The following is a 25933-nucleotide window of genomic DNA, read 5'->3' as shown; positions in this document are numbered from 1 at the left end:
GGGTTATACGATCCGTGATCGACGCTCGCGTTAAGTTTCGCCATCTGCAGACATTTGTCGAGGTCGCACGCCAGAAGAGCGTGGTGAAGGCGGCCGAACTCCTGCATGTCACGCAACCGGCGGTCACCAAGACGATCCGGGAACTCGAAGAGGTTCTGGGCGTCGCGGTTTTCGAGCGCGAGGGGCGTGGCATCAAGATCACGCGCTACGGCGAGGTCTTTCTGCGCCATGCTGGCGCCGCGCTGACGGCGCTGCGCCAAGGCCTCGATTCCGTCTCGCAGGAGCGGTCCGGCGAAGGCCCGCCGATCCGCGTCGGTGCGCTTCCGACCGTTTCGACCCGCATCATGCCGCGCGCCATCGCGCTCTTCCTGAAAGAGAAGACCGGCGCACGCATCAAGATCGTCACCGGTGAAAACGCAGTGCTTCTCGAACAATTGCGCATCGGCGATCTCGACCTCGTCGTCGGCAGGCTCGCCGCTCCGGACAAGATGACCGGATTTTCGTTCGAGCATCTCTACTCGGAACAGGTGGTCTTCGCGGTGCGGGCCGGGCATCCGCTCATCTCCGGCAGGCAGTCTTTATTCGCGCATCTGAGCGACTATCCGGTGCTGATGCCTACCCGCGCCTCGATCATCCGCCCCTTCGTCGAGCATTTCCTGATCGCCAGCGGCATTGCCGGCCTGCCGAACCAGATCGAGACCGTTTCCGACTCCTTCGGCCGGGCCTTCGTACGCTCCAGCGACGCCATCTGGATCATATCGGCGGGCGTCGTCGCCACGGATATCGCGGATGGCGTATTGGCGGCGCTGCCGGTCGACACGAGCGAGACGAGGGGACCCGTCGGGCTTACCATGCGCACCGACGCGATCCCGTCGCTGCCGCTCTCGATCCTGATGCAGACGCTGCGTGAAGCGGCGGGGACGGCGATGGCTGCGGAAGCAAAGAGGACGGCCTAGCACTGGGGTTATCGAACCCCCTCTGGCCTGCCGGGCATCTCCCCCACAAGGCAGGGGAATCGCATATGCGGAACAGGCATGGAACATCGAAGGGTTTGTTCTCGATGCGATTCCGTTCTGTTCGCCATTCGATTCCTCGAAATCGGCCATATGCGATAGCCCTGCCCCACAAGGGGAGACGACTCGCGGGAAGAACCTAAAGGGCCGGCATCCCGGCGGGCCTAAGCGAGCGTTTCTGGGCGGCGATGCGGAAGGGCGCGTTGGCTGCGCCGTAGCCGCGATAACCGGCGCGCCGCTCGACAATTTCGAAGAAGAAGCCTTCTCCATAGGTCGGGCCGTAGATCTGGAAATACTCGCCATCCTCATCGCGGTCATAGAGGATGCTCTCATCCCTGAGCCGGTCGACGAAGTCAGGTTCGAGCCCGAACCGCACCTCGATGTCGTCGTAATAGTTGCGCGAGATTGCCAATGGGCGAAAGCCGCTGCGGAGCATATGGTCGGCGGCTGCAAAGATATCGTCGGTGCGGAAGGCCACATGCTGGACACCCGAGCCGAAGCTCTCTGCGATGAAGTGGCCTGCCAGCGTGCGGTGGTTGTCCGCTCCGTTCAACGTCAGCCGAAGCGTCCCGCTCGCATTCTCAACGACCTGGCTGCGGATCAGACCGGCGGGATCGACGATATCGACCTCTGCCAATTTGTCGGCATCGAGGATAGACGTGTAGAAGAGCAGCCAGCTCGGGAGCTCCTCCGCCTGCATGGATTGCGCCACATGGTCGATGGCGAGGAGCGGCGATGCGCCTTGGGGCGTCGCCCCCGACCAGACGAACTCGCGCGACCAGACGTCGTCGGCCTCGTCCAGGAAATAGATCAACCCGCCGCCAATGCCGCGGATTGCGGCCATCGCCCCCTCGCCTTCGTTCGCCTCGGGCAGGAATATTTCGGCGCCGAGCGCGCGCGAGCGTTCGATGGCGGCGGAGGCATCGGGTACTTTCAGGCCGACCGCATAGGCCGATGCCCCGTGCACCAGGTAGCTCGAATGAGCGAAGCCCTGCTGCTCGGTGTTGATGACGATGTTTACGCCTCCATGATCGCGACCCTGGCGCCATAGCGTCACCGATTTCTCGCGATGAGAGGCGACGGCGTGAAAACCCATGGTTCCCAGAAGCGAGCCGAGCGTCTCCGCCTCCGCCCGATCGGCGGTGAACTCCACGAATTCGACGCCCAGCACCTCCACCCGGTCGGGCATCGCCAGCGCGCTCTTCGCCACCGGCTCGCGCCGCTTGACCCGATCCATCAGATAGACCAGCGAACGATGCCCGTCCTCGGCGATCGCCCTGGGTGATCCGCCCCGGAACTGGTCGTTGAAGATTTCGAGCGACAGGGCGCCGTCATAGCCGGTCGCGGCGACAGCCTGCATGAAATCGACGACCGGAAGATCGCCTTCGCCGGGCATGTTGCGGAAATGGCGGCTGAGATAAAGCAGATCCATCTCGATCCGCGGCGCGTCCGCGAGCTGAACGATGAAGATGCGGTCCCCCGGAATGGAGCGGATCGACCGCAGGTCGATATTGCGCGACAGGGTGTGGAAACTGTCGAGGATCAGCCCGATATTCGGGTGGTCCGCCCGCCGCACGATTTCCCAAGCATCCCGATGATCGTTGACATGTCGGCCCCAGGCAAGCGCCTCGTAGCCGACGCGCAAGCCGCGCCTGGCCGCCCTCTCGCCCAGCTCCAGCAGATCGTCGGCAGCGCGGTCGATGCCGCCCAATGCGAGCGGGGAAACGCTGGAACAGACGAGCATCAGTTCCGTTCCAAGCTCCTGCATCACGTCGAACTTGCGCTCCGCCCGGTCGAAAGCACGCGACCGGTGCGGTTCCGGCAGACCTTCGAAATCGCGGAACGGCTGAAAAAGCGTCACCTCCAGCCCGTGATCGCGGACCATGCGGCCGACCTCCGCCGGCGAGCCGTCGAAGGTCAGGAAATCGTTCTCGAATATCTCCACGCCATCGAAGCCTGACGCAGCGACGGCGGCGAGCTTCTCCGAAAGAGTGCCGCTGATCGAAACGGTCGCGATCGAGGTCTTCATGCCGATCTCCTCTCGCTGGCCTCGTCCTTTGCCGGGTGTCAGGGCCGGCTTGCTTCCGGAAAAGGCGAAGCGTCGAAGGCTCGATGATCGTTACTTCTTACCTATACCGCAAATACCGTTTTTTCCGTCCTCCATACCGTTTTGTTATGCATCTCGGCCGCCACGCGAACGGCCGGTCGAGTCGTCCATGACGCGGCGCAGCGTCGTCACCAACCGCTCGGCATAGCTGGACAGCGCGGCGTCGGCGCGATAGGCGACATAGGTCTGGAACTCCGTGTCCTCGGTGATCGCAATGACGGCCAGTCCCTGGTCGGCCATACCGCCCACGGTGAAGGCGTCGATGACCGCGATGCCCAGATTCCGCTTGACCAGCGCACAAACCGTCGTGCCGAAACGCGCCCTGATCGGGGTACGATATTCCAGCTTCTCCCTCTCGAATATGCCCGCCATTATCGCCCCGTAGGGATCGCGCGGGTCGATACCGATGAGCGGATGCTCGGCGATCTCGCGGGCGGAAATCCTGGACCGCCCGGCAATCGGATGCTCCCTGGCGGCGATGCAGACGAGGTGCCCTTTGGACAGGGGCTCGAAAGTGATCGAAGGATGGGTGAAATGATAGCTCATCGCGACCAGCTCTCCTTTGCCGAGCAACAGGTAATCGATCGCCTCCTCTATCCTCAGAATATCGAAATTGATGCGGATGTCCGGATAACGCCGCATGAGCCCGGCGATGGCTTGCGGCATCATCGCATTCGCAATGCTCGGCACCGAGCCGAGCGCGAGTTCCACACCTCGTCCGCGCTCCAGTTGGCCGATGGAGAATTGCAGGTCGTCGACCTTGCGATGAACTTCCTGGAGCTGGGCGAAGATGTCGCGCGCTTCGTCGGTCGGCACGTAACGGCCGGCCTTCTTGACGAAGAGCTTTATCCCCAGCGCGCTTTCGATATGCTTCATAGTCCGGCTGACGCCCGGCTGGGCGACATTCATCAGACGCGCCGCGCCGGCGATGGTGCCGGCGATCATCACCGCCCGGATCACTTCGATCTGGCGTAGCGTAAGCCCCATCGCACCCTCCCTGGCAGCTGCCTCACCGGCGACAGTCGAGCAGAGCCGGTATCCCCGCGCAAGTAGCGTCCAGGAAGGTTTGCGCGCGGCCTCAAAACGGCAACCCCACGTAATTCTCCGCGAGCGCGGTCGCCGCCGCGCGCGAATGGGTGAGATAGTCGAGTTCCGCCTCCTGGATTCTCTGGTCGAAGTCGCTGGTCTCCGGAAAGCGGTGCAGCATTGTCGTCATCCACCAGGAGAAGCGCACCGCCTTCCAGACACGGGCGAGCGCGCGGGCCGAATAGGCGTCGATGCCGGCATTCGAGCGGTCCTGATAGTGTTCGAGCAATCCCTCGAACAGATAGTGCACGTCGCTCGCCGCGAGGTTCAGGCCCTTGGCGCCGGTCGGCGGAACGATATGGGCGGCGTCACCCGCCAGGAACAGCCGATTGAACCGCATCGGCTCGGCGACGAAGGAGCGGAGCGGCGCGATGGACTTCTCGAAGGAGGGCCCCGTGACCACGCGCTCGGCGTGATGGGCGGGCAGGCGGCGGCGCAATTCGTCCCAGAAGCGCTGATCGTCCCAGTCCTCGATCTTCTCCTCGAGCGGACACTGGATGTAATAGCGGCTGCGCGTGTGCGAGCGCATCGAGCAGAGCGCGAAGCCGCGCGGGTGGTTGGCATAGACCAGTTCGTGGTCGACCGGCGGCACGTCGGCAAGGATGCCGAGCCAGCCGAAGGGGTAGATCTTCTCGAAATTGCGGATGGCCTTTTCCGGCAGGGAACGTCGGCTGACACCGTGAAAGCCGTCGCAGCCGGCAATGAAGTCGCAGTCGATGCGCTGCGCGATCCCGTCCTTCTCATAGGCGACATGCGGCGTCCGCCCGTCGAAATCCCGCGGCATCACGTTCGCCGCTTCGTAAATCGAGAGCGCCCCGACCCGTTCGCGATGGTCCATCAGGTCGCGGGTGAGTTCCGTCTGCCCGTAGATCATCACCCGCCTTCCGCCGGTCAGGCCAAAGAGGTCGATGCGATGGTCGCGCCCGTCGAAGGCGAGCGAGAAGCCGTCATGCGGCAGGCCCTCGGCATGCATGCGGGCGCCGCAGCCCGCCTCCTCCATCAGCCGCACCGTGCCTTCCTCCAGAACGCCGGCGCGCACACGGCCGAGAATGTGAGCTTTGGTCGCGCGATCGAGGATAACATTGGCGATCCCCGCTTCCGTCAGCAATTGCCCGAGCAGGAGCCCCGAAGGCCCGGAGCCGATGATGACGACCTGAGTGCGCATGATTGTCCTCCCACTTCCCCCAGGAAATTGCAGCTGTCCCGCCGGAATCGGCACGCGAATTCTTACAGATATCGTACATCGCCGGCGGCTCGGCTGTAGCGCTTTGATCTGATGCATGCTTTTTTCCGTCAATCGCGATACGATCAAAGAAAACATGCAGGAGAGAGCAGTCGTGGCCGACGAAACACAGGCGCCGGAAACCAAGCTGACTTCCACGAAGCGCCGCTGGGCGGCCGACGGCAAGTTTCTCACCGGCCGCATTGCCCGTCCTGAGACGGACCGCCTGCCGCCCGGTCAGCATCTCGTCAGGGACTGGCCGGTTCTCGATCTCGGGCAGCAGCCGCACCTGACCCACGAGACGTGGCGGCTCGACGTCACCGGCCTCGTCGAGAACCCGCTCTCGCTCGACTGGAACGCCTTCCAGGCGCTGCCTCAGAGCGACAGCCTGTCGGACATCCACTGCGTGACGACCTGGTCGCGCTACGACAACAATTGGCACGGTGTATCCACGCGCGACCTCCTCGATCGCGTCATGCCGAAGCCCGAGGCCGCCTATGTCATGCTGACGAGCTTTGACGGCTACACCACCAACCTGCCGCTCGCCGATTTTGCCGCCGAGGACGCGATCCTCGCGACTGCCTGGGAAGGCGCGCCGATCACGCGAGCCCATGGTGGGCCGATGCGCCTGGTGGTCCCGCATCTCTATTTCTGGAAAAGCGCCAAATGGCTGCAGCGCATCGATTTCCGCGCGGCCGATTCGGCAGGCTTCTGGGAGCGGAACGGCTACCACATGCGGGGCGACCCGTGGCTGGAGGAGCGCTATTCCGGCGATTGACGCTGGAGCGGGATGAGGAAAAGTGTGTGCGGTTTTCCGCCCGGAATTTCGGAAAAAGAGAGTTTCCGCGATTCGGAGAAAAAGCGGAAATGCTCTAACGCTCCGTCTTCGACTGTAACTCGTAATTTTTGATGCTACAGTCCCCGGTTGAGGGAGCGGTAACGCATCCCCGCGCCGAACTTGAAGCCAACATTCCTGTCCGGGAGGAAAGCATGCGCAGTCCCTGCCTGAAATCCCTATCCATTACCCTGATCGTCGCGCTGAGTACGTTCGCACCGCGGCAGGGCCTGGCGGCCTCGCCGGAGCCGGTCAAGGCAGAGCACGGCATGGTCGTGACCGCCCAGCATCTTGCATCCGACATCGGCGTCGAGGTCCTGAAGAAGGGCGGCAATGCGATCGATGCGGCGGTTGCGGTCGGCTATGCCCTCGCCGTCGTCTACCCTACCGCCGGCAACATCGGCGGCGGCGGCTTCATGACCATCCGCTTCAAGGACGGCAAGACGACCTTCCTCGATTTTCGCGAGCGCGCGCCTCTCGCCGCCACCAAGACCATGTATCTCGACGACAAGGGCGATCTCGTCGAGGGATTGAGCACCGAAGGCTATCTCGCCGTCGGCGTGCCCGGACCGGTCATGGGTTTCGAGTTCGCGCGCAGCCGTTACGGCACCAAGCCGCTGAAGGAACTGATCGATCCGGCGATCGAGCTCGCGCGAGAAGGCTTCGTGCTCCAACAGGGCGATATCGAGTCTTTCGACGGCGAGACCGAGCGGCTCGCCAGGGATCCGGCTGCCGCCGCGATCTTCCTGAAGCCGGACGGCAAGCCTTTTGCAGCCGGTGACCGGCTGATCCAGACCGATCTTGCCGCTTCGCTTTCGAGCATCGCCGAAAAAGGCACGGACGCCTTCTACAAGGGTGCGATCGCCGACGCGATCGTCAAGGCGAGCGCGGATAAGGGCGGCATTCTCGCCAAGGAGGATTTCGAACGCTATCAGGTCCGCGAGCTCGAGCCGGTCAAGTGCAACTACCGCGGCTATGACATCGTCTCCTCGCCGCCGCCATCGTCAGGCGGATTGATCATCTGCGAGATCCTCAACATCCTCGAAGGCTATCCGCTCTCCTATCTCGGTTATGGCTCTGCCGAGACGGTGCATGCGATGATCGAGGCGATGCGCCACGCCTATGTGGATCGCAACACCGCGCTCGGCGACCCGGCCTTCGTCGAGAACCCGGTCGCAAAGCTCGTCGACAAGAGCTACGCGAAAGAAATCCGCGCCAAGATCGACCCCTTCAAGGCCGGCGTTTCCCGGGAGCTGATGCCGGCGGGCTTTACCGAAAGCAAGGAGACGACCCATTATTCCATCATCGACGACGAGGGGAATGCGGTCGCGGTGACCTACACGCTGAACGGCTCCTTCGGCGCGGGCGTCGTCGCGCCCGGCACGGGTATTCTCCTCAACAACGAGATGGACGATTTCACCGCCAAGCCGGGCACCCCCAATCTCTATGGACTCGTGCAGGGCGAGGCGAATGCGATCGAAGCTGGCAAGACGCCGCTTTCATCGATGAGCCCGACGATCATCTCCAGGGACGGCAAGCCGTTCATGGTGATCGGCAGCCCCGGCGGCGCCCGCATCATCACCATCACGCTGGAAGCGATCATCAACGTGATCGACCACGGCATGAACATTCAGGAGGCCGTCGACGCGCCGCGAGTCCACCATCAGTGGCTTCCGGACAAGGTCTTCATGGAGCCCTATGCTCTTTCGCCCGATACGCGCAAACTGCTTTCCGCCATGGGCCATGACGTTCAGGTCGACGAGAACTGGATGATCTGGGGCCAGGCAGCGGGCATCCTCGTCGGCGGCGAGAACGTCGCCGAGATCGAGGCTGGCGGCGGCGCCCGCTACAACGGCGCCGTCGACAGCCGCATCGGCGCAGGTGCTGCGCGGGGATATTGAGGGGCGATGGCTAGAGCGGGATGAGGAAAAGTGTGTGCGGTTTTCCGCCCGCATCCCGTTCTAACCTATTGAATCCATCACGTTCATGATTCTAGGCCGACTCAAGCCAGAATCATCGTGATCTAGCGAAACACAAGCCGCAACGCGGCTTGTGTTTCCCTGAGCAGCGGCAGAAAGCGCTCGGCCATCTCGCGGGCCGGCACGTGGGCGGCAGATGCGCCGATATTCAGGGCCGCGAGCACCTGCCCGCGATCATTGGCGACCGGTACCGCGATCGAGCAGAGGCCGAGCTCCAGTTCCTGGTCGATGATCGCATAGCCCTCGTCGCGAACCCGCCGCAATTCCGCCAAAAGCTCTTCCGGATCGGTTCGCGTCAGCGGTGTGTTCGCCTTCAATTCGGAACGTCCGAGAATGTCGCGTGCCTCGGCCTCGGGCAATGAGGCAAGCAACACCCGCCCCATCGAGGCGCAGTAGGCGGGAAGACGCGAGCCGGGCGTCAGGTTGATCGACATCACCCGGCGCTGCGACGCGCGTGCCACATAGACGATCTCGGTGCCGTCGAGCACCGAGGCGGAGGCGCTCTGCCCGGCCTTTTCCGCGAGCTGGTCCAGGTAAGGCTGGACGATGGTCGGCAGCGGCGTCGCCGAAAGATAGGCATGGCCGAGCCTCAGGATCTTCGGTGTGAGCGTGAAGAACTTGCCGTCGTAATCGGCGTAACCAAGCTGCGAAAGCGTCAGCAGAGATCGCCTGACCGTCGCCCGGTCGAGCCCGGTGATCTTCGCGGCATCGGCAATCGAAAGCCGCGGCTGCGCCTCGCCGAAGGCTTCGATCACCTTCAAACCGCGTGCAAAGCCGCTGACGAAATCCGTTTCACGCATTGTGCCTCCTGCCGGTCTCTGGCCTCCTTTTTTTGTGCGATATATGAACAAATGTCAAATACCGCACGAAGTAAATTGACGCTTGCGAAGAACAGGCGCTTATTCGGCTCGAACATCACCGGGGCAAAACGATGGCGCGGATAATGTCTCTCGCCGAGGCGGTAGAGGAGAATGTCAGAGACGGCGATACTGTTGCGATGGAGGGCTTCACGCACCTGATCCCCTACGCCGCGGGGCACGAGGTGATTCGCCAGGGCCGGAAGGACCTGTTCCTCGTGCGCATGACGCCCGACATCCTCTACGACCAGCTGATCGGAGTCGGTGCAGCACGGGGCATGAAGTTCTCCTGGGGCGGCAATCCGGGCGTCGGCTCGCTGCACCGCTTTCGCGATGCGGTCGAGAACCAATGGCCGCGACCGCTCGAGATCGAGGAGCATTCGCATGCCGCCATGGCCAATGCCTATGAGGCGGGTGCCGCGAACCTGCCTTTTGCGGCCTTCCGCGGCTATATCGGCGCCGACCTGCCTAAGGTGAACCTCAATATCAGAAGCGTGAACTGCCCCTTCACCGGCGAGGTGCTCGCCGCGGTGCCTGCAATCCGCCCGGACGTGACGATCATCCATGCCCAGCGTGCCGACCGCAACGGCAACGTCCTGATCGAGGGGATCGTCGGCGTGCAGAAGGAAGCGGTGCTCGCCGCCAGGCGCTCGATCGTGACGGTCGAGGAGATCGTCGACGAACTCTCACCGCCCTCGCCCAATTCGGTGGTGCTGCCGGGCTGGGCGGTGACTGCCGTCGCGCATGTGCCGGGCGGCGCCTTCCCGTCCTATGCGCATGGTTACTATCCCCGCTCCAACGCCTTCTACATCCGTTGGGACGAGATTGCCCGCGACCGGGAGACGTTCACCGCATGGATCAGGGAGAACGTCCTTGCCGCAAAGCCCGAGGACTTCGCCCGCCACGCCGCGAAGACCGCGGCCAAGGTTGCTTGAGGGGAAGAAAAAATGACTGATTTCACCCCCACCGAGATGATGACGATCGCCGCGGCGCGCGCGCTTTCCAACGACGACGTCTGCTTCGTCGGCATCGGCGCGCCGTCAGCCGCCTGCAATGTGGCGCGGCTGACGCATGCGCCGGATATCACGCTGATCTATGAGAGCGGCACCGTCGGCACCAAGCCCGACGTGCTGCCGCTCTCGATCGGCGACGGAGAGCTCTGCGATACCGCGCTCTTCACCGTCTCGGTGCCGGAAATGTTCCGCTACTGGCTCCAGGGAGGCCGGATAACCACGGGCTTCCTCGGCGGCGCGCAGATCGATCGTTTCGCCAATCTCAATACGACCGTCGTAGGCCCCTACGACCATCCCAAGGTGCGCCTGCCGGGAGGCGGCGGTGCGCCGGAAATCGCCTCCAATTGCGGCCGCATCTTCATCACCATGGCGCTGACGAAGCGCGGCTTCGTGGAGAGGCTGCCCTTCGTCACCTCCATGGGACACGGCGAAGGCGGCAATCATCGGGAGCGGCTCGGACTGACGACCAGCGGCCCGACCCGGGTCATCACGGATCTCTGCATTCTGGAGCCGGATCCGGAGACGAAGGAACTGACCGTCGTTTCCATGCACCCCGGCGTCGCTCGGGATCAGATCGCCGAAAATTGCGGCTGGCCGATCAAATTCGCGGAGACCGTCATCGAAACACCGGCACCGACCGAGACCGAGCTGGTCGTTCTGCGCGACATCAACGCCCGCACCAAAAAAGCCCATGAGGCCGCGGGAAAGGAGGCAGCGTGATGCCCGAAGCCTATATCTGCGACTATATCCGCACCCCGATCGGCCGCTTCGGCGGCTCGCTCGCTTCGGTGCGCGCCGACGACCTCGGCGCCATACCGCTGAAGGCGCTGATGGACCGCAACAGGTCGGTCGACTGGGAAGCGGTCGATGACGTGATCTTCGGCTGCGCCAACCAGGCGGGCGAGGACAACCGCAACGTCGCACGCATGTCGCTGCTGCTTGCGGGGCTGCCCGTCGCCGTTCCCGGCACGACGATCAACCGGCTCTGCGGATCCGGAATGGACGCGGTGATTGCGGCCGCGCGGGCGATCAAATGCGGCGAGGCCGAGCTGATGATAGCCGGCGGCGTCGAGTCCATGTCGCGGGCGCCTTTCGTGCTGCCGAAGGCCGAGAGCGCCTTTTCGCGCAACGCCGAAATTCACGACACGACGATCGGCTGGCGCTTCGTCAATCCGCTGATGAAGGCACAATATGGGGTCGACTCGATGCCGGAGACCGGCGAGAACGTCGCCGAAAACTATAAGGTTTCGCGCGAGGACCAGGACGCCTTCGCCCTGCGCAGCCAGGCAAAGGCCGCGGCCGCCCAGGCGAACGGCCGCCTTGCGAGCGAGATCGTCGCCGTCACCATCCCCCAAAGGAAGGGTGGCCCGGTCGTCATCGACCGCGACGAGCATCCGCGCGCCACGACGATCGAGGCGCTCGCCGGGCTCAAGACACCCTTCCGGGAGGGCGGCACCGTCACCGCCGGCAACGCTTCGGGCGTCAACGACGGCGCTGCGGCGCTCATCATCGCCTCCGAGGAGGCTGCCAGAAAGCATGGGCTGCGACCCATGGCCCGCATCCCCGGCGGCGCTTCGGCCGGCGTGCCGCCGCGCATCATGGGCATGGGACCGGTGCCCGCCTCGCAGAAGCTCATGACGCGGCTCAGCATGACGCAAGATCAGTTCGACGTCATCGAGCTAAACGAGGCTTTCGCCAGCCAGGGGCTTGCGGTCCTGCGCGCGCTGGGGATCGCCGACGACGATCCCCGCGTCAACCGCAACGGCGGCGCCATCGCGCTCGGCCATCCGCTCGGCATGTCGGGTGCGCGCATCACCGGAACGGCAGCGCTGGAGCTTGCCGAAACGGGTGGCCGCACCTCGCTCTCCACCATGTGCATCGGCGTCGGCCAGGGCATCGCGGTGGCGCTGGAGCGGGTGTAGAGCGGCGATGCTTTCCCCTCCCCAACCCCTCCCCACAAAGGGGAGGGGCTTACGGGGGCACCGTTTCCGGCTCTGCGTCGAGGTCTCCCGAGGCGAAACGTCGAAACTGGCAGGCCATTGCCGCGGGCACCGAGCCCCTCCCCCTTGTGGGGTCCCTTGTGAGGAGAGGTTGGGGAGGGGTTCTGCAGTGCCCAAGATCATCCGCGTGTAATGCGAAATCCCGCCGGCGCTTCGACGGAAGAAGCCTCCTCGCTCGCGACATCGGCGACGGAAGCGCCGGGCGGTCCTTTCCAGAAATGGTCAAGCATTCTGCTGACGGCCCCGTCCGGCCCGGCGATGAGGGCGGTCACCGAGCCGTCGCTCTCGTTGCGAACCCAGCCGTCAAGGCCGAGCCTTTCGGCCTCCTCGCGTGTCCAGTCGCGAAAGCACACGCCCTGTACCCGTCCGGTAATCCTGACCAGAGCGGCCCTGCGGTCCTTCGTCATGACGTTGCCCTCCTTTCCCTTTCGAATCTGGCGCATATGGCGGCTAAGGCAAGCGTCTTCCTGACGCTGCCGATGCCCGAACTCGGGCATTTCTTTATCAGCCGGAAAAAATTTCATTTTCGGTCTTGAAGATGCTGCACTGCAGCATTATTATATAACTGTCGATGGAACACTCCTCCTCCCAGTTCCATCGCGGGATCGGCAACCCTCCTCCTCCCAGTTGCCGGTCAGGATCGAAAGCCCGGCGCACCTCCTCCCGCGCCGGGTTTTCTCTTTCAGCCGAGGCATTGAGCCGGCGGCGATCCCGAATTCCGTTATCCTTACAAGACAACACCGCGGTAAGATCCGAAACTTGGCCGGCACATAGCTGGGAACATTTCCGGAGCTAGGGCATCCAATATCCGAGAAGGAGCCCGAGCCATGCCTACCGCTGAAACCGACCTTTGCCTGAATGCGCCGCCACTTGCGCAGGACCTCGCCCGTTTCCGCGCGATCATGCAGGCGCACAACCGCAAGCTCTACCGGATCGCCCGGAGCATCCTGCGCAACGACAGCGATGCGGAAGACGTGCTGCAGGAGGCATATGTCCGGGCCTTCACACGCTTTGAGGATTTTCGCGGCGATGCAGCGATCACGACCTGGCTCGCCCGCATCGTCATCAACGAGGCGCTCGGCCGCCTGCGGAAAAGACGGCGACAGATGAGACTGGCCAAGGACATGCGGCAGTCGCAAGAGGCGGAGATCATCGCCTTTCCCCTCAATTCAGGCGTCAGCGATCCGGAAAAGACGATGGCACAGCGACAAATCCTCGATCTCGTCGAAAGGCTGACGGACGATCTCCCGGACACCTACCGCACCGTATTCGTGCTGCGCGTCATCGAAGGGCTCGACAACGAAGAGGCGGCCGCCCTGCTTGGCCTCAAACCGGAAACGGCACGCACAAGGCTGCACCGGGCGCGCCGCATCCTGAAAGAGCAGCTGGAGCGGCAGATCGGCCCGGTTCTGCTCGATGCCTTTCCTTTCGCGGGAAAGCGCTGCGAGCGTCTGACCGAGGCCGTTCTCGCCCGCATCTCGCCTCGGCCCCCGGAACCGGACGGAAAATAGCGGGAACGTTTCGAGCCGCGAAGCATCCAAAGCATGTCGTTCAAACCAGGCTTTGATCTTCGAGGAAAGGAACATCCCATGACTATCAAACTGACGACCGCAGCGGCCGCAATCGCCCTCCTCTTCGGCACCGGCGGGGCACTCGGCAACGACAAGCCGACCGACCCGCAAATCGCCCACATCGCCTACACTGCCGGCGTGCTCGACGTCGAAGCCGCCAAACAGGCAATCGCGACGTCGAAGAACAAGACCGTCGTCGAATTCGCCGAGAGCATGCTGCGCGACCACGAGTCGGTGAACAAGCAAGCCCTCGATCTCGTCAAGAAGCTCAACGTCACGCCCGAAGACAACGACACGAGCAAATCCCTCTCGCAAGCGGCCGAGGCGAAACGCCAGGAGCTGGCGAAGCTTAAGGGCGGGGAATTCGACATGGCCTATATCGAACACGAGGTCGCCTACCACAAGCAGGTCAACGGCGCGCTGGAAACGCTGCTGATCCCGTCGGCGCAGAATGCCGAACTCAAATCGCTGCTCGAGACCGGGCTGAAGCTGTTCCAGGGACATCAGCAGCATGCCGAACACGTCGCGGCCGAATTGAAGTGAGCGCGGCGATGTTCATAACGCGAACGGCAATTGTCTTATTGTCGATGGGAGCGGCCGCCGCCGCTCCTTCGCAGGCGGAAACCATCCAGGTGTCGATCGATCGCCTCGTCTACCTGCCCGCGGAGATCGAGGCGAAGGTGGGCGACGAGGTCGAGTGGATCAACAGGGATGCGCTCGTCCACACGGCGACCGTCGAAGGCGGCGCGGACGTGCTTCTGCCGGCGAAGAAATCCGGCCGGCTGGTGCTTCAGGAAGCGGGCAGCTTCGATTATATCTGCCGCTACCACCCGAACATGAAGGGCCACATCACCGTGCGGCCGTGATCCGCAGCTCCCTCTCGCCCGCAGGCCGGAGGGAGCAGAAGCGATGATAACTCAGTCCAGATCGTCGCTTTCCGGCTTCGGCGCATTGTCGCGGTTGCCGTAGATGATCTCGCGCTTGCCGACGTGGTTCGCCGGACCGACGAGACCGTCCTTCTCCATCCGTTCGACCAGCGAGGCGGCGCGGTTGTAGCCGATGCCGAGGCGGCGCTGGATGTAGGAGGTCGAGCACTTCTTGTCCCGCAGCACCACTTTCACCGCCTGATCGTAGAGCTCGTTGCCGTCTTCGGCGGCGATCGCGCTCTTGTCGAACACGGCGCCCTGATCCTCCTCGACCTCTTCCTCCTCTTCGTCCGCGGTCACCGTCTCGAGATATTCCGGACGCCCCTGCGTCTTCAGATGCGCGACCACCTGTTCGACTTCCTGATCGGAAACAAACGGACCGTGGACGCGGGCGATGCGGCCGCCGCCGGCCATGTGCAGCATGTCGCCCTGGCCGAGGAGCTGTTCGGCCCCCTGCTCGCCGAGGATCGTGCGGCTGTCGATCTTGGAGGTCACCTGGAAGGAGATGCGGGTCGGGAAGTTCGCCTTGATCGTGCCGGTGATGACGTCGACCGAGGGACGCTGGGTCGCCATGATCAGGTGGATGCCTGCCGCACGCGCCATCTGCGCAAGCCGCTGGATCGCCCCTTCGATCTCCTTGCCGGCGACCATCATCAGGTCGGCCATCTCGTCGACGATGACGACGATATAGGGCATCGGCGAAAGGTCCATTTCCTGCTGCTCGAAGAGCGGCTCGCCGGTGCCCTTCTCGAAGCCGGTCTGCACCGTCGCGAGGATCGGCGCGCCCTTCTCGCGCGCGGCCGCCGCGCGCTGGTTGTAGCCGTCGATGTTGCGCACACCGAGCCGCGACATCTTGCGATAGCGGTCCTCCATCTCGCGCACCGCCCATTTGAGGGCCATCACCGCTTTCTTCGGATCGGTGACGACGGGCGTCAGCAGATGCGGGATGCCGTCATAGACGGAGAGTTCGAGCATCTTCGGATCGACCATGATGAGCCGGCATTCTTCCGGCTTCAGCCGGTAGAGCAACGACAGGATCATGGTGTTGATCGCAACCGACTTGCCCGAACCGGTGGTGCCGGCGACGAGCAGATGCGGCATCTTTGCGAGTTCGGCGATCACCGGCTCGCCGCCGATCGTCTTGCCGAGGCAGAGCGCCAGCTTGCAGCCCGTCTTCTGGAAATCGCCGGATTCGATCAGCTCGCGGAAATAGACGGTTTCGCGCGTCGCGTTCGGCAGCTCGATGCCGATGACGTTGCGGCCGGGCACGACAGCGACGCGGGCAGAGAGCGCCGACATCGAGCGGGCGATGTCGTCGGCCAAGCCGATGACGCGGGAGGATTTGACGCCCGGCGCGGGCTCGAATTCGTAAAGCGTGACGACAGGGCCGGGGCGGACATGGATGATCTCGCCCTTGACGCCGAAATCCTCGAGCACGCTTTCGAGCAATCCGGCATTCTGCTCGAGCTGCTCCTGCGTCATGAAGAAACCCTGGCCTTGCGGCGGTTCCTGCAGGAGCTCCTTCGACGGAAATTCGTAGGCGTCGCCGCCCTGCAGCGGCTCGATGGCGCCGATCGGCGGCAGAGACGGCGACGAACGCTGTATCACGGCCGGCATGGTGATCGCCGCCCTGGTCACCGGCGCTTCGGGAGCCGGTTCGCTTGCGGGCACGATTGCGGGCTCGGCGAGCGCCGGGGCTGGTGTTTCGACGACCTGGGGGGCCGGAAGGGCGCCAGCCTCCGCGGCGGCCGGCTCAGCGGCGAGATCCTGCGGCGCGGCCGGAACCGGTTCGGCAGTGGCGGGCTCGGGCCGCCGGCATTCCACCACCCGGAACAGCGAGCTTATCGCCGTGGGCGGCTGCGGCCGGATCTCGACAGGCATTGCAGCGACGATCTTCGGTGGCGAGACCTTCGGCACGGCTGCGATCGGCGCGGGAATGCGCGCGGCTTCCTTCACAGGTTCCGTGACAGTCGGCGGAACAGCCGCGACTTCGAGCGGCATGAACTCGAAAAACGCAAAATCGGAAAGATAGGCCAGGCGCGCGTCTGCCTGATGGGGCACGTCCTCCTCCACTGCGGCACTCTCGGGCGCAAGATTCGCGACGGGCAGTGCATGCGGAACCACAGGCACTTCGTCCGTTACCGGCAGGGCAGATGGCGTTTCAGGAGTGGCGGGCTCTTCCTCCGCCACGGCCGCGTTTTCGGTGATTGCCGGCTTGGTGACGCTCGCTTCCGGCACCTGCGAGCGTGCAGCGCTCCAGGAGGGCAGTTGCTGCGTCAGCACACGGAGGAGCTCGGACGGACTGTAGGACGGCAGTTCCGTTTCGACCACGGACGGGGCGGGCTCGGCCGGCACCACGTCCATCACCGTTTCGGGATCGGACGCTTCCGCCGCGGCTTCGTCGGCCTCAGCCCGGTTTTCTTCGGGCGCCGGCGGGTGACGCTTCATGAGTTCGCGCTCGGGCGTACGCGTGAAGCGCACATTCGGCGACAGGAAGAAGTGGCTCTCCCAGCCCGGCTCGCCGGATAGGCCGGTGATCTCGGCGAGCGTGGGAAGCGGATCGCGCGTGGAGACGGTTACCTCGGCCGGAGCATAGGCGGAGCCGTGACCGTAAAGGCGCGCGGCGCGGCCTGCATAGCCTGTCTCCTCGTCGCGATGGCCGGGCGCGCGCCGCGGCGCTTCCGGTGCCTCGAACAGATGGTCGTGAGCGGCCGCCTCAGGCGCCGCCGGAACATGCGCGGCACCTTGCGCAGCCGGATGCGGGTCCTCGTAATCATCCGCGTGATTTGCGTCGTACAAAGCTGCAGGCGAGAAATTTGTCCGGGGAATGCGCATGGCCTGAAAACTCGAAATTCATCATCGAAGGGGCTGCCCTAGGGAATAGGAAATGAAGGTTAACAACTTACTTCCGGGAGCCTCGCCGGAAGGGCGCCGGGCCGCTTCGAAAACCCTCCCAAGTACCGTCCCATGCTCGCGGCGCAAGGCTTTCCCGCGCTTTGGCGATGCAATTCCGTTACGTTCAATTTCTGTTTCAGTTGTGGAAAATTTCCGATCCACGGGCTGTGCATTTACAATCATGGAGCAGCGAGCGCTTGCCGCCGTTCCGAAGGCTCGGAGCGGGTATGCGTTCGCGATCAGGCCACAGTGAAGAAAGGCACGTCACATGAGCGACAATCCCGCACTTCAAAGCTCCTTGGCCCTCATCGGCCGCCTGCTTCTCGCCGCCATGTTTATTCTTTCCGGTTTCGGAAAACTGGGCGATCCATCCGGCACGATCGGCTACATCGCCTCGGCGGGGCTGCCCCTGCCTCCGGTCGCCTATGCGGTTGCTCTTGCCGTGGAGATCGGCGCAGGCATCCTCCTCGTCCTCGGCTACCGGGCGCGGTGGGTGGCGCTGATCCTTGCAGCCTTCACCCTGGCCTCGGCGATCGGCTTTCACACCGACTTCGCCGACCAGAACCAGATGATCCACTTCATGAAGAATCTAGCGATCACCGGCGGCTTCCTTCAGATCGCCGCCTTCGGCGCGGGTGTCTTCAGCCTGGATGGTCGGGCCGCCCGCGCCGGCCGAGAAATGGGTTGACGCGAATCAGAGGATGAATCATTCCTCTAACGGAATAGACCGCATATTTCGCATTTCGGCGTAGCTAAGCGATTGCTCTGTCAGGACATGCGGCAGGCGCATCTGCACGGCGGCAGCGCGCCATGCGGCACGAGGAGATTCGACCATGGATATGATGACGGCAGCGACGACGACAGGCGCGACCGGCGTGGCATCGCGCAGACCCGCAGACGAGGCGATCGCCGCCGACGCGCGGGCGCTTTCCGAACAGCTGAAAGCGATGCGAGACCGGCTCTTTGCGCCGACAGCGATGAAGACGCTCCGGAGCTTCACCTCCGGCGAGGCCGCCAAGCTCATCGGCGTTTCCGACGGATACTTGCGCCAGCTGTCGCTGGCTGGCGAGGGGCCGCAGCCCGACACCGGCGCCGGCGGACGACGCTCCTATTCGCTCTCCGATATCAACGCGCTGCGCCGGCATCTGGCCGAACAGGCGATCGCCAAAGGCAATGGCGCCAAGGCGCGCGGCTATCTCAAATGGCGCGATGCCGCGAGAAGCGAGCATCTGCAGGTGATCTCGGTCACCAACTTCAAGGGCGGCTCCGGCAAGACGACCTCATCGGTCCATCTCGCACAATATCTCGCTCTGACCGGGCACCGGGTGCTTGCGGTCGACCTCGACCCGCAGGCGTCGCTTTCGGCGCTGTTCGGCTACCAGCCGGAACTGGACCTGACCGGCAACGACACGCTCTATGGCGCAATCCGTTACGACGCCGAGGCGCGCCCGCTGAAGGACATCATCCGCAAGACCTACTTCGACGGGCTCGACCTGGTGCCGGGCAACCTCGAACTGCAGGAGTTCGAACACACGACACCGCAGGCGCTCAGTGCGCGGCAGAGCGGTGCCGATGCCGGGCCGCTCTTCTTCGCCCGGGTGCAGGCGGCGCTCGCAAGCGTCGCCGACGACTACGACGTCGTCGTCATCGACTGCCCGCCGCAGCTCGGCTACCTGACGCTTTCGGCGCTCTGCGCTTCGACGTCGGTCATCGTCACCGTGCATCCGCAAATGCTCGACGTCGCATCGATGAACCAGTTCCTCTACATGACCTCGGACCTGCTCAGCGTCGTGCGCGACGCCGGCGGCGAGCTCAATTTCGATTTCCTGCGCTATCTCGTCACCCGCTTCGAGCCGAATGACGGACCGCAGGCGCAGATCGTCGGCTTCATGCGCTCGCTCTTCGGCGACCGGGTGCTGACCTCCGCCATGGTAAAGTCGACCGCGATCTCGGATGCGGGTCTCACCAAGCAGACGCTCTACGAGGTGGGCCGGGAGAATTTCACCCGCGCGACCTATGACCGGGCGATCGAGTCGCTGAACGCCGTCAACGGCGAGATCGAGGCTCTCATTCACGCGGCATGGGGGCGCTGAGTCATGGCTGGCAATAACCGGAAAAACGAATTGCGGGCACTGTTTTCCGCGGGTGCGCCTGCCGCCGATCCGCAAACCCCCGCCGAAACGGCGTCGGGCGAGTTGACACCTGTCAACGCCAGGCCGGCCGCCCCGCTCGATGCACCCGACCCCGCCAAGGCCCGTGCGGCTTCCGGCGCAGTGAAGGCCATGGGGCTCTCTCTCGGCAGCATCACGCGCGAGGCCGAGGAAGCACGGGTGCTCAGGGAAGCGTTGACCCAAGGCGAACGCGTCGTTTCGCTCGATCCGGCGCTGGTCGAAAGCTCCTTCGTCGAGGATCGGCTGACCGACGGCGAGATAGACGATGCGGATTTCCTCGCGCTCGTCGAGAGCATTCGCGAGAACGGCCAGCAATCGCCGATCCTCGTTCGCCCGCACCCGGAAAAGCAGGGCCATTACCAGACCGCCTACGGCCACCGGCGCCTGAAGGCGGTGCGCCGGCTCGAGCTCCAGGTAAAGGCGATCGTCCGGACGCTGACAGATGACGAGCTCGTGCTTGCGCAAGGCAAGGAAAACGCCGAGCGGCGCAACCTTTCCTTCATCGAGCGTGCGCTTTTCGCCGCTGCGCTCGTAGCGCGCGGCTTCGACCGCAAGGTGATCGGCGATGCGCTTGCGGTGCAGAAGAGCGAACTTTCGCGCCTCCTGCAGGTAGCGGACGGTGTGCCGCACGAAGTCGCCCGCGCCATCGGCCCGGCGCCGAAGGCCGGACGCGAGCGCTGGATGGCAATCGGGACGCTGCTTGAAAGGCAAGAGGCGCGCGCCCGAGCCCAAGACGAGATCGCTTCGCCACGCTTCCGCGCCGTCGATTCAGACCGACGCTTTCAGCTCGTCTTCAATCGCCTGTCGCAAAGCGACAAGCCGGAACCGGAAAGGCCGGAGGAACTGAAGGACGCGGCAGGGCGGGTCTTCGCTCGGCTGAAGCGTGATGGGAAGGCGCCGAGGATCGAGTTCCTCCCGGGCACCCATCCGGCCGTCGTCCAGGAAGCCGTGTCGATGCTCGCCAAGTGGCATGCAGCCTTCGTGGAGAATCAGAAGCCATAGAGCGACACAGCTCGGCCGCAACGATGCCCATATGGGCATCGCCACGGTCGTGAGCGATGTCTTCATAGGCCGGCTGGTCGAGATCCCGCCGAATCGGGCGACGGCGAGGGAACGGAATGCATCGGATGGCTGAAGCGCTCGGCAAAGGCCTCGATGGAGCCGCGCCCGAAGCGTCTCAAGCGCCGCCGCACCAGAATGGACATGACCCGGGCGGCGGTCGAGAAGGTCATTGCGTCCAGCGGTCCGGCGCCGCTCCAGGGCTTCGTCAACCGGTCGGTGACTATGCCGATCATATTGGCCGGCATGAGGTCCGTGCAGGGTCTCATCCATTCGAAAACGGCACTGACCGGAAGCACCTTGTCCTCGAAGGAAACGATGGGTTCGGGCATGCCCTCCTCCCAGTCGTCATAGGCTTCGAGGGCATCCTTGAAGAGTGTCTGGAGCGTAATGGGGGCGTGCCCTTCATGAAGGGCGGGCAGGAAATTCGTCATTAGGGTCTCCTCCGATTGGATAGGCCGGAAACGCGAAATGGCCAATTCTGTCAGTGAGATGTGATTGCGAAACTCGCCACGGCACCATGCTTCGTCCAGAGACATGGAACGCGCCGTGACACTTTGAACTGCTGCATGGGCTAACCCTTCGACCGGTTCCGGTCGAAGAATCATGCAGGAGCAATCATCGAACATGCATGTGCAGTATGGGTCAAAGCGCTTGAGCGGGCAAATGCAATCCACAAAAGAAGTGGATTTTTCTGTCGCCCGAAGGCGCCCCTGAGATCGGGCTTCCGGCCCAAGTCATTGACTTTACCGGCTGTTTCCGGGTCTGTGGAAAACCGCGCGCAGGCTCGCCATGGGGCTTCAAACGGTTAGATGCCGGCGCGCTTGCGGGGTGTCGAGCGTCTCCGGCGGGCCCTCGTGCACGAAAGCTCCACGGTCCATGATGTAGACATGGTCGGCAAGCTCGCGGCAGAAATCGAGATATTGCTCCACGAGCAGGATCGCCATACCGGTCGAATCCCGCAAATATTTGATCGCGCGGCCGATGTCCTTGATGATCGACGGCTGGATGCCCTCGGTCGGCTCGTCCAGAACCAGAATTTTCGGGCGCGTCACGAGAGCGCGAGCGATCGCGAGCTGCTGCTGCTGGCCGCCGGAAAGGTCGCCGCCCCTCCGGCCGAGCATCGTCTGAAGTACCGGAAACAGACTGAAGATATCTTCGGGGATCGAGCGTTGAGCCCGCCTCAGCGGAGCGAAGCCGGTTTCGAGATTTTCCTTCACCGTCAGCAAGGGAAAGATCTCGCGGCCCTGGGGCACGTAGCCGACGCCCTGCTTGGCGCGCCGGAAGGGCGCCATGCCGTCGAGCGGCGCGCCGTTGAAAGAGATCGTGCCGCTCGTCACCGGATGCTGGCCGCTGACGGCCCTGAGCAGGCTCGACTTGCCGACGCCGTTGCGGCCGAGAACGCAGGTGATCTTGCCCATTTCCGCCTTGAACGAGACGTCGCGGAGCGCCTGGGCGGCGCCGTAATGCAGGCTGACGTTTTCGACGTTCAGCATCGGTTCAATTCCTCCCGCTCATCGGCCGAGATAGTTCTCGATCACCTTCGGATCGTTGCTGACGAAATCGATCGACCCTTCCGCCAGCACCGAGCCTTCCGCAAGGCAGGTGACCTTGACGCCGAGATCGCGGATGAAGCCCATGTCGTGCTCGACGACGACCACCGAGCGCGTCCTGGCGATTTCCTTCAGGAGGATCGCCGTTTCCGCCGTCTCCGCATCGGTCATGCCGGCCACCGGCTCGTCCACGAGCAGGAGTTCCGGCTCCTGGGCGAGCAGCATGCCGATCTCCAGCCATTGCTTCTGGCCATGCGAGAGATTGGCGGCGAGATCGTCGCGGCGCGCCGTGAGCCGCACCGTCGAAAGGATCTCCTCGATGCGGCTCTTGTCCTCTCTCGTCAGCCGATAGAACAGGGTCGCGAAGACCCCGCGGCTGCGGTTCAGCGCCAGCTCCAGATTGTCCCAGACCGTATGGTTCTCGAAGACGGTCGGCTTCTGGAACTTGCGGCCGATGCCGAGCTCGGCGATTGCCGCTTCGTCTTTCTTGGTGAGGTCGATGTCGCCCTTGAAGAAGACCTCGCCCTCGTCCGGCCGCGTCTTGCCGGTGATGATGTCCATCATCGTCGTCTTGCCGGCGCCATTGGGGCCGATGATCGCGCGCAGTTCCCCCGGCTCTACGACGAAGGAGAGCGAGTTCAGCGCCTTGAAGCCATCGAAGGAGACGGAGACCCCATCGAGATAGAGCAGGTTCCTGGGTTTCTTTCCGGTCATGGCGATCACTCCGCGGCCACCGTTTCGGCGTCCGCAAGGGTCGCCGCTTTCTCGCTCTCGCTTTCCTTCCGGGCCGCCGCGTGTGATGCGCGCCGGCTTGCGAGATAGTTCTGCGCCGTGCCGACCACACCCTTCGGCAGGAAAAGCGTGACGAGGACGAAGAGCCCGCCGAGCGCAAAGAGCCAGAATTCGGGGAAGGCGGCGGTGAAGATGCTTTTTCCCCCGTTGACGAGGATCGCGCCGACGATCGGCCCGATCAGCGTGCCGCGCCCGCCGACGGCCGTCCATATGACCACCTCGATCGAATTGGCGGGGGCGAACTCGCCCGGATTGATGATGCCGACCTGCGGCACGTAGAGCGCGCCGGCGACGCCCGCCATCATTGCCGAGACCGTGAAGGCGAAGAGCTTCATGTGCTCGACGCGATAGCCGAGAAAGCGTGTGCGGCTTTCCGCGTCGCGCAGCGCCACCAGCACCTTGCCGAATTTCGAGCGGACGATGCCCGAGGTGACGACGAGCGAAACGGCAAGCGCCAGCGCGGAGGCTGCAAAGAGTGCCGCACGCGTTCCGTCGGCCTGGATGTTGAAGCCGAGGATGTCCTTGAAATCGGTGAGCCCGTTATTGCCGCCGAAGCCCATGTCGTTGCGGAAAAAGGCGAGCAGCAGCGCATAGGTCATCGCCTGGGTGATGATCGAGAGATAGACCCCGTTGACGCGCGAGCGGAAGGCGAACCAGCCGAAGACGAAGGCAAGCAGGCCCGGCACCAGCACCACCATCAGCGCTGCGAACCAGAACATGTCGAAGCCGTACCAGAACCAGGGCAGCTCCTTCCAGTTGAGAAAGACCATGAAGTCCGGCAGCAGCGGATTGCCGTAGGAGCCGCGTGCGCCGATCTGGCGCATCAGATACATGCCCATGGCGTAGCCGCCGAGCGCGAAGAAGGCCGCATGCCCCAGCGAGAGGATGCCGCAGAAACCCCAGACAAGATCGAGCGCCAGAGCCAAGAGCGCATAGGTCAGGTACTTGCCGAAGAGCGAGACCAGATAGGTCGGCACATGCAGCGGGTGTTCCGGCGCGGTCAGGAGGTTGAGCGCGGGAACGATGACGGCCAGCGCCAGCAGGATCGCGACAGCGACGACGATCGTCCGATCCAGCGATTTGACGAGAAACGAGGTGATCATGCTTCCACCGCCCGGCCCTTGAGTGCGAAGAGCCCGCGCGGCCGCTTCTGGATGAAGAGGATGATCAGCACGAGCACGAGGATCTTGCCGAGCACGGCGCCGGCATAGGGCTCCAGGAACTTGTTGAGGATGCCGAGCGAGAAGGCGCCGACAAGCGTGCCCCAGAGATTGCCGACGCCGCCGAAGACCACGACCATGAAGCTGTCGATGATGTAGCCCTGCCCGAGGTTCGGCGAGACGTTGTCGATCTGCGAAAGCGCCACACCCGCAATGCCGGCAATGCCGGAGCCGAGCGCGAAGGTCAGCGCATCGACCCAGGGCGTGCGGATGCCCATGGAAGAGGCCATGCGCCGGTTCTGCGTTACCGCGCGCATCTGCAGGCCCATCGGCGTCTTGTTGAGCAGAAAGAGAAGTGCTGCAAACACGGCAAGCGCAAAGACGATGATCCAGAGACGGTTCCAGGTGATCGCCAGTCCGCCGAGCTCGAAGGCGCCGGACATCCAGGACGGATTGCCGACCTCGCGGTTGGTGGGGCCGAAGATCGTCCGCACCGTCTGCTGGAGGATGAGCGATATGCCCCAGGTTGCAAGCAGCGTTTCGAGCGGGCGCCCGTAGAGAAAGCGGATGACGCCGCGTTCCAGTGCGAGGCCCACGGCGCCTGTAACAAGAAAGGCGAGCGGCAGCGCGATCGCCAAGGACCACTCGAAAAGATGAGGAAAGGAGGTGCGCACGACATCTTGAACGAGGAAGGTCGTATAGGCCCCGAGCATCACCATCTCGCCATGCGCCATGTTGATGATGCCCATGACGCCGAAGGTGATGGCGAGACCGATCGCCGCCAAGAGCAGCACCGAGCCGAGCGACAGGCCGTACCATATGTTCTGGCCCGCATTCCAGAAGGCTTGCGCCTGTTCGATGCTGGCGAGCGCCGCCTCGATGTCCGGCTTCAGGCTTTCGTCGGCAGAGCCGAGCGCGGCAGAAAGGATCGGCAGCGCCTCGCGGCCGCCGTTTTCCTCCAACAGCCGCACCGCCTCCTTCTTCTCCTCGACCGGCCGGTCGGAGAGAAGCAGCATCGTGGCGCGCGCCTGTTCGAGAACCGCACGAACGGCTCCATCCTTCTCGGCAGCCAGTGCATTCTCGATGACGCCGAGTGCGTCGGCATCGGGCGATTGCAGCACCGACTGCGCGGCCCTGAGGCGCTGATTGCGATCGGGGCTGAGGAGCGTCAGGCTGCCGAGGGCGGTGCGCACGGCGCGCCGCACGCTGTTGTTCACCCTGATCTTCGAAAGTGCCGCCTTCGGCGCTTCGCCGGCGCTGTCGCCGGAGATCGGATCCGTAAGGGCCAGGTTCGAACCGTTCTCCTTCGTCAGCAAGACCTGGCCGTCCGCCTTGCGCGCATAGAGCTCGCCTTCGCCGAGCGCCTCGAGGATGGCGACGACTTCGGGCTTTCCGGTCTTCGCCAGTGCCGCGATATGCTCGTCCATCTCGGACAGCTTCGCCTCGCCGAGCGCGTTCACCAGATCGCGCAGTCCCTCTTCCGCGCGAAGCCCCGGAGCCATCGCAACGAAAAGGAACAGGGCAGCCAGCACGGTTGGGATGATGCGGTACATTCGTCTCTCGCCTTGCAGGCCTCCGTCCGACGGGAAGCATTCGGACGGAGGGGATTTCGAGCTAGCGGTTCGTCATGAAAAGCGGCGTTTGGGGGAGTGGCCCGACCCGGGCCGCTCCCTGAGCAAGTCTTTCGTCATGAA

Annotated in this window: 23 protein-coding genes; 12 read left to right on the top strand and 11 right to left on the bottom strand. The window is 63.9% G+C overall.

Annotation, left to right across the window (positions count from 1 at the left end; genetic code table 11):
- Nucleotides 1-14 precede the first annotated feature (14 nt).
- The gene (pcaQ, locus tag M1D34_RS17860) at nucleotides 15-956 is read left to right on the top strand and encodes a pca operon transcription factor PcaQ (RefSeq protein WP_498783334.1); all 942 of its coding nucleotides are present in this window, start codon (nucleotides 15-17) and stop codon (nucleotides 954-956) included.
- Between the two features lie 196 nt (nucleotides 957-1152).
- On the opposite strand, the gene M1D34_RS17855 is transcribed toward pcaQ, so the two are convergent.
- The 3 genes from M1D34_RS17855 to pobA all read right to left on the bottom strand — a co-directional run bounded on the left by M1D34_RS17855 (nucleotide 1153) and on the right by pobA (nucleotide 5371).
- Nucleotides 1153-3042, bottom strand: a complete 1890-nt coding sequence (locus M1D34_RS17855; protein ID WP_498783332.1) for a bifunctional sugar phosphate isomerase/epimerase/4-hydroxyphenylpyruvate dioxygenase family protein — start codon at nucleotides 3040-3042, stop codon at nucleotides 1153-1155.
- Between the two features lie 144 nt (nucleotides 3043-3186).
- Nucleotides 3187-4107: a LysR family transcriptional regulator gene (locus tag M1D34_RS17850; protein ID WP_498783330.1), complete on the bottom strand. Its 921-nt coding sequence runs from the start codon at nucleotides 4105-4107 to the stop codon at nucleotides 3187-3189.
- A gap of 91 nt (nucleotides 4108-4198) precedes the next feature.
- Nucleotides 4199-5371, bottom strand: a complete 1173-nt coding sequence (gene pobA / locus M1D34_RS17845; RefSeq protein WP_003529476.1) for a 4-hydroxybenzoate 3-monooxygenase — start codon at nucleotides 5369-5371, stop codon at nucleotides 4199-4201.
- Nucleotides 5372-5525: 154 nt separating this feature from the next.
- Between pobA and M1D34_RS17840 the strand changes: the two genes are divergently transcribed.
- A complete protein-coding gene (locus M1D34_RS17840; RefSeq protein ID WP_153405068.1) occupies nucleotides 5526-6206 on the top strand; it encodes a sulfite oxidase-like oxidoreductase in 681 nt (226 codons plus the stop codon).
- A 212-nt stretch (nucleotides 6207-6418) separates the two neighbouring features.
- Nucleotides 6419-8164 carry a gamma-glutamyltransferase gene (gene ggt / locus M1D34_RS17835; RefSeq protein WP_498783327.1) on the top strand — a complete coding sequence of 582 codons (1746 nt, stop codon included), beginning with the start codon at nucleotides 6419-6421 and terminating at the stop codon, nucleotides 8162-8164.
- Nucleotides 8165-8286: 122 nt separating this feature from the next.
- On the opposite strand, the gene M1D34_RS17830 is transcribed toward ggt, so the two are convergent.
- Complete coding sequence (locus M1D34_RS17830) at nucleotides 8287-9042, bottom strand: IclR family transcriptional regulator (RefSeq protein ID WP_498783325.1); 756 nt, start codon at nucleotides 9040-9042, stop codon at nucleotides 8287-8289.
- Nucleotides 9043-9173: 131 nt separating this feature from the next.
- Here M1D34_RS17830 and M1D34_RS17825 point away from each other — a divergent pair, with 131 nt between their 5' ends.
- Genes M1D34_RS17825 through pcaF form a run of 3 tightly spaced genes read left to right on the top strand, consistent with a single transcriptional unit; the run spans nucleotide 9174 to nucleotide 12034 of the window.
- On the top strand, nucleotides 9174-10034 hold the full coding sequence (locus M1D34_RS17825; RefSeq protein WP_088199880.1) for a CoA transferase subunit A: 861 nt from the start codon (nucleotides 9174-9176) through the stop codon (nucleotides 10032-10034).
- A 12-nt stretch (nucleotides 10035-10046) separates the two neighbouring features.
- Complete coding sequence (locus M1D34_RS17820; RefSeq protein WP_498783322.1) at nucleotides 10047-10832, top strand: CoA-transferase subunit beta; 786 nt, start codon at nucleotides 10047-10049, stop codon at nucleotides 10830-10832.
- Nucleotides 10832-12034, top strand: a complete 1203-nt coding sequence (pcaF, locus tag M1D34_RS17815) for a 3-oxoadipyl-CoA thiolase (protein ID WP_498783320.1) — start codon at nucleotides 10832-10834, stop codon at nucleotides 12032-12034. The genes M1D34_RS17820 and pcaF overlap by 1 nt, the downstream gene beginning before the upstream one ends.
- A 197-nt stretch (nucleotides 12035-12231) precedes the next feature.
- On the opposite strand, the gene M1D34_RS17810 is transcribed toward pcaF, so the two are convergent.
- Complete coding sequence (locus tag M1D34_RS17810) at nucleotides 12232-12519, bottom strand: acylphosphatase (RefSeq protein WP_324280274.1); 288 nt, start codon at nucleotides 12517-12519, stop codon at nucleotides 12232-12234.
- A 420-nt stretch (nucleotides 12520-12939) separates the two neighbouring features.
- On the opposite strand from M1D34_RS17810, the gene M1D34_RS17805 reads away from it, so the two are divergent.
- The 3 genes from M1D34_RS17805 to M1D34_RS17795 all read left to right on the top strand — a co-directional run bounded on the left by M1D34_RS17805 (nucleotide 12940) and on the right by M1D34_RS17795 (nucleotide 14549).
- Nucleotides 12940-13623 (top strand): RNA polymerase sigma factor, encoded by a 684-nt coding sequence (locus tag M1D34_RS17805; protein WP_498783318.1) that lies wholly within the window; start codon nucleotides 12940-12942, stop codon nucleotides 13621-13623.
- A gap of 78 nt (nucleotides 13624-13701) precedes the next feature.
- On the top strand, nucleotides 13702-14226 hold the full coding sequence (locus tag M1D34_RS17800) for a DUF4142 domain-containing protein (protein WP_498783316.1): 525 nt from the start codon (nucleotides 13702-13704) through the stop codon (nucleotides 14224-14226).
- A gap of 8 nt (nucleotides 14227-14234) precedes the next feature.
- A complete protein-coding gene (locus M1D34_RS17795) occupies nucleotides 14235-14549 on the top strand; it encodes a cupredoxin domain-containing protein (protein ID WP_498783314.1) in 315 nt (104 codons plus the stop codon).
- Nucleotides 14550-14600: 51 nt separating this feature from the next.
- On the opposite strand, the gene M1D34_RS17790 is transcribed toward M1D34_RS17795, so the two are convergent.
- On the bottom strand, nucleotides 14601-17444 hold the full coding sequence (locus M1D34_RS17790) for a DNA translocase FtsK (protein WP_498783312.1): 2844 nt from the start codon (nucleotides 17442-17444) through the stop codon (nucleotides 14601-14603).
- 328 nt (nucleotides 17445-17772) lie between these two features.
- Between M1D34_RS17790 and M1D34_RS17785 the strand changes: the two genes are divergently transcribed.
- The 3 genes from M1D34_RS17785 to repB all read left to right on the top strand — a co-directional run bounded on the left by M1D34_RS17785 (nucleotide 17773) and on the right by repB (nucleotide 20677).
- On the top strand, nucleotides 17773-18192 hold the full coding sequence (locus tag M1D34_RS17785; protein ID WP_498783310.1) for a DoxX family protein: 420 nt from the start codon (nucleotides 17773-17775) through the stop codon (nucleotides 18190-18192).
- A 145-nt stretch (nucleotides 18193-18337) separates the two neighbouring features.
- On the top strand, nucleotides 18338-19597 hold the full coding sequence (repA, locus tag M1D34_RS17780) for a plasmid partitioning protein RepA (RefSeq protein ID WP_498783308.1): 1260 nt from the start codon (nucleotides 18338-18340) through the stop codon (nucleotides 19595-19597).
- Nucleotides 19598-19600: 3 nt separating this feature from the next.
- Nucleotides 19601-20677, top strand: a complete 1077-nt coding sequence (gene repB, locus M1D34_RS17775; protein ID WP_498783306.1) for a plasmid partitioning protein RepB — start codon at nucleotides 19601-19603, stop codon at nucleotides 20675-20677.
- Nucleotides 20678-20739: 62 nt separating this feature from the next.
- Here repB and M1D34_RS17770 read toward each other — a convergent pair whose 3' ends face one another.
- From M1D34_RS17770 to urtB, 5 genes are all read right to left on the bottom strand, one after another.
- A complete protein-coding gene (locus M1D34_RS17770; protein ID WP_003529443.1) occupies nucleotides 20740-21168 on the bottom strand; it encodes a BRA0787 family protein in 429 nt (142 codons plus the stop codon).
- A 366-nt stretch (nucleotides 21169-21534) separates the two neighbouring features.
- Nucleotides 21535-22230, bottom strand: a complete 696-nt coding sequence (urtE, locus tag M1D34_RS17765) for an urea ABC transporter ATP-binding subunit UrtE (protein ID WP_498783304.1) — start codon at nucleotides 22228-22230, stop codon at nucleotides 21535-21537.
- A gap of 18 nt (nucleotides 22231-22248) precedes the next feature.
- The gene (urtD, locus tag M1D34_RS17760; protein WP_010976302.1) at nucleotides 22249-23001 is read right to left on the bottom strand and encodes an urea ABC transporter ATP-binding protein UrtD; all 753 of its coding nucleotides are present in this window, start codon (nucleotides 22999-23001) and stop codon (nucleotides 22249-22251) included.
- A 5-nt stretch (nucleotides 23002-23006) separates the two neighbouring features.
- Nucleotides 23007-24182, bottom strand: a complete 1176-nt coding sequence (urtC, locus tag M1D34_RS17755; RefSeq protein ID WP_498783302.1) for an urea ABC transporter permease subunit UrtC — start codon at nucleotides 24180-24182, stop codon at nucleotides 23007-23009.
- Nucleotides 24179-25792, bottom strand: coding sequence for an urea ABC transporter permease subunit UrtB (gene urtB, locus M1D34_RS17750; RefSeq protein WP_498783300.1), 1614 nt, complete (start codon nucleotides 25790-25792; stop codon nucleotides 24179-24181). Before urtB ends, urtC begins: the two co-directional genes overlap by 4 nt.
- Nucleotides 25793-25933: the final 141 nt, after the last annotated feature.

Source organism: Ensifer sp. D2-11, assembly GCF_054161295.1.
This window is presented reverse-complemented; position numbering and strand designations above follow the sequence as displayed.